Annotated in this window: 2 protein-coding genes; both read right to left on the bottom strand. The window is 52.1% G+C overall.

Going from position 1 to position 2,873, the window contains the following annotated elements:
* Nucleotides 1-605: 605 nt before the first annotated feature.
* Nucleotides 606-2,318 (bottom strand): glycine--tRNA ligase, encoded by a 1,713-nt coding sequence (gene glyS / locus MVD07_RS02610; RefSeq protein ID WP_297498263.1) that lies wholly within the window; start codon nucleotides 2,316-2,318, stop codon nucleotides 606-608.
* Nucleotides 2,319-2,423: 105 nt separating this feature from the next.
* Nucleotides 2,424-2,873, bottom strand: a 450-nt coding sequence (locus MVD07_RS02605) for a hypothetical protein (protein ID WP_297498261.1), incomplete at its 5' end; no start/stop codon positions are given.

Below are 2,873 nucleotides of genomic sequence, written 5' to 3'. Positions count from 1 at the left end.
TGATGCCATAAACGGGAACCTCAACAGGGTTCTCGACGTCGCGGAGAAGAGCTACACCGGAAAAATGCTCGAAGCCTTCGGAAACCATAGGGACGTCTTCGTGAGGACGGTGCTGTTTGTTTAATTCCAATAGGTTTAAGCTTTTCGATAACGCCGTTCGCCCCGAGCGGGCGGGCATGCTGGAGAAAGTTGACTTAGCGACGATTGGCTGGCATTGGAGTTCTCGTTTTGAGTATGCTACGGGGGTTAAAAAGCTGCTGATTAAATTGTGAAACATAGCGTTCAAGACAATTGATTTTGCCCCTGGCTTCGTCTTATGTTCCCGCAATACATTACCCTTCGGGAGAAGGGAAATGGGGGATATGTGCGTTCTCCTGCAGACGAGATAAGTCTAGGAGGAAGTCTTCGGCCTGCCTGTAGATTTAATTACAAAAAACGCCGCCATGAGCAGAAAAGGGCTGTGGGAACATATTAAGGGGAACCTGGTATATGTCTAAACGCGGTCCCTGCCTTTTCATGAATGACCTTTCGGTGGTCTGGGTCATCGTAAGTTCCCAGCTTGTAGAATTGAAAGAGGAGATTGAGAAAATCATCGAGAGGAAGTGCTAGCTCTCAAAGATCAGCTCCTTCAGCTTCCCGGGCAGTTTCTCTATCTTAACCCTCACCTGCTCCCTTGTGTCCCTGTCGCGGATTGTGACGGTTCCATCTTCCGGTGTCTGGTTGTCGATGGTGACGCAGTAGGGCGTTCCAATCTCGTCGTATCTCAGGTAACGCCTCCCTATCGTGTCCTTCTCGTCGTAGACAGCTATAAAGCCCTCCTTCTGGAGGGTTCTAAAGATGCTGTAGGCGATGCCCTTGAGCGGCTCCTTGGCGACGAGCGGAAGCACGGCAACTTCTATGGGGGCCATATCCTTCTTGAGTTTGAGGTATGTCCTGTCCTCCTCTATAACCAGCGAGTTCTCAAGGAGCAGGTAGAAGGGTCTGTCTATTCCGAAACTCGGCTCTAAAACATGGGGCACTATCTTCTCGCCGGTCACCTTCTCCTCGACCTCCCTGATTATGAAGTCGTCCTTTTCGAGTTCGTAGCCCTCGATTGTGACTTTTCCTTCCTTTTCAAGGAGCTCCGCTAACTCGTGCTTCTTCTCCTCGTTCCAGTCCTTTATCATCTCGCTTATCCTTTTTGCGTCCTTCCTCAGCTTCGGTCCGACGCGCTTCATGTTGAGGCTCACTTCGAGACGCTTGACTATCTTCGACTCGTCGTAGTGGATGAGGACAGTAAGGTCGGCCCCACTCTCGCGCATGTGCCTGCTCAGGTCGTAGTCACCGCGGTTGGCTATGCCAACGCACTCCACCCAGCCGAAGCGCTCGCTGTGGATTTCTGCATCCCAGGTGTCGCGCGAGTAGTGGGCCCTCTCCTCCGGGAGCTGTTGCCTGAAGCGTATCTTCTCCTCGGGGATGCCGATGTCTAGGAGAGTTCTCTTGACCATGACGAGGTAGTAGGCGAAGAGGGTGTTCATTAGGTAGCCCTTCTTTACGGCTTCCCCCGCGGTTATCTCTATCTCCCCGAGGTTCTTGAGCTGGTGTTCAATCGGATAGAGCCTGAGAACTTCGTCTTTGACCTCATCGAAGTGGGGATGGACCGTTTCATCCGGGTTGAAGAATATCTCCGCTTCTGCCTGCGTGAACTCCCTCAAGCGGAGCATTCCCTGCCTCGGGGAAATCTCGTTGCGGTAGGCCTTGCCAATCTGGAAGACGCCGAAAGGCAGTTTGCTCCTTGCGAAGTGAGCTAACCTTCTAAAGTTCACGAACATACCCTGAGCCGTTTCGGGCCTTAAATAACCCTTCTGATCGCCGTAGGGGCCGATTCTCGTCTCGAACATGAGATTGAAGTACCAAACGTCTGAAAGCTCGCCGCCGCACTCGGGGCACTTTATGCCGTGCTCCCTGATGAGCCTCGTGAGCTCTTCAGCGGAGAGTCCCTCGGCGTCTATTCTCAGGGCCTCCTCAACGAGGTGGTCGGCCCTAAAGCGCGCGCCACACTTCCTGCACTCCACCAGGGGATCAACGAACTTCTCGACGTGACCGCTCGCTATAAAGACCTTCTCGGGCGTTATATCCGGAGTTTCAACCTCGAAGAAGCCCTCCCTCTGGAAGGCCTCCCTTATCTTCCGCTCGATTTTGCGCTTTATCGTTGCACCCAGCGGGCCGTAGTCATAGAATCCGCGTGAACCGCCGTAGATTTCAAAGCTACCCCAGGCGAAGCCCCTCCTTCTCATCAAATCCTGGAGAATCTCGTATTTGTCGGGTTTCTCTCCCATGCCCTACCACCTGAGAGTTGAGCGGGAAAGTTTCATAAAAAGGTTTTGGACGTTGGAAATGAATATAAAGCATAAAAAGAGCAGAAGGAAGAAAGAATTTCGACTTCATCCCATGGAAATGCGGAACTCAACCCAGTCCTCTCCGGTATAATGCCAGTACCACCCGGGTTCCCACCAGCTTGGAGGTTTTGCGTAGATGACACCGTAGTGCTCTCTCCATACCTTGGCACCGTAGTTCCACTGAAGGAATCTTAATGTAGCCCCGGGTTCTATTTGATATGTAGCCATACCCACGGCTTTGTCAGGTGCAATCTTATGCACCCACTTTGCGAGCTCCTGAGAATAGTCGCTCTCATCGTAAACTTGGACGTCTGGGATCGTATAACTCCACGACTGAGATGCACTTACTTGTGACCCATCATCTCCTGCGGAAACACCTATTGAAACTCCAACCGTTGTTGTCCCGGAAGTTGTAGTGGGGGAATAATCCGAGAGAAAGCCGTCTGGGTTGTAATAGTTGGCCTTTATCCAAGTGTACATCCTGGCCGTTCTCCA

The organism is Thermococcus sp. (assembly GCF_027008145.1).
Taxonomy (GTDB): domain Archaea; phylum Methanobacteriota_B; class Thermococci; order Thermococcales; family Thermococcaceae; genus Thermococcus.
The sequence above is the reverse complement of the archived record's forward strand: the minus strand, read 5'-3'. Positions and strand labels throughout refer to the sequence as shown.

Bases quoted from the DNA above. Each gene is read 5' to 3' on its own strand.
- glyS (WP_297498263.1), bottom strand. From the start codon at position 2,318: ATGGGAGAGAAACCCGACAAATACGAGATTCTCCAGGATTTGATGAGA.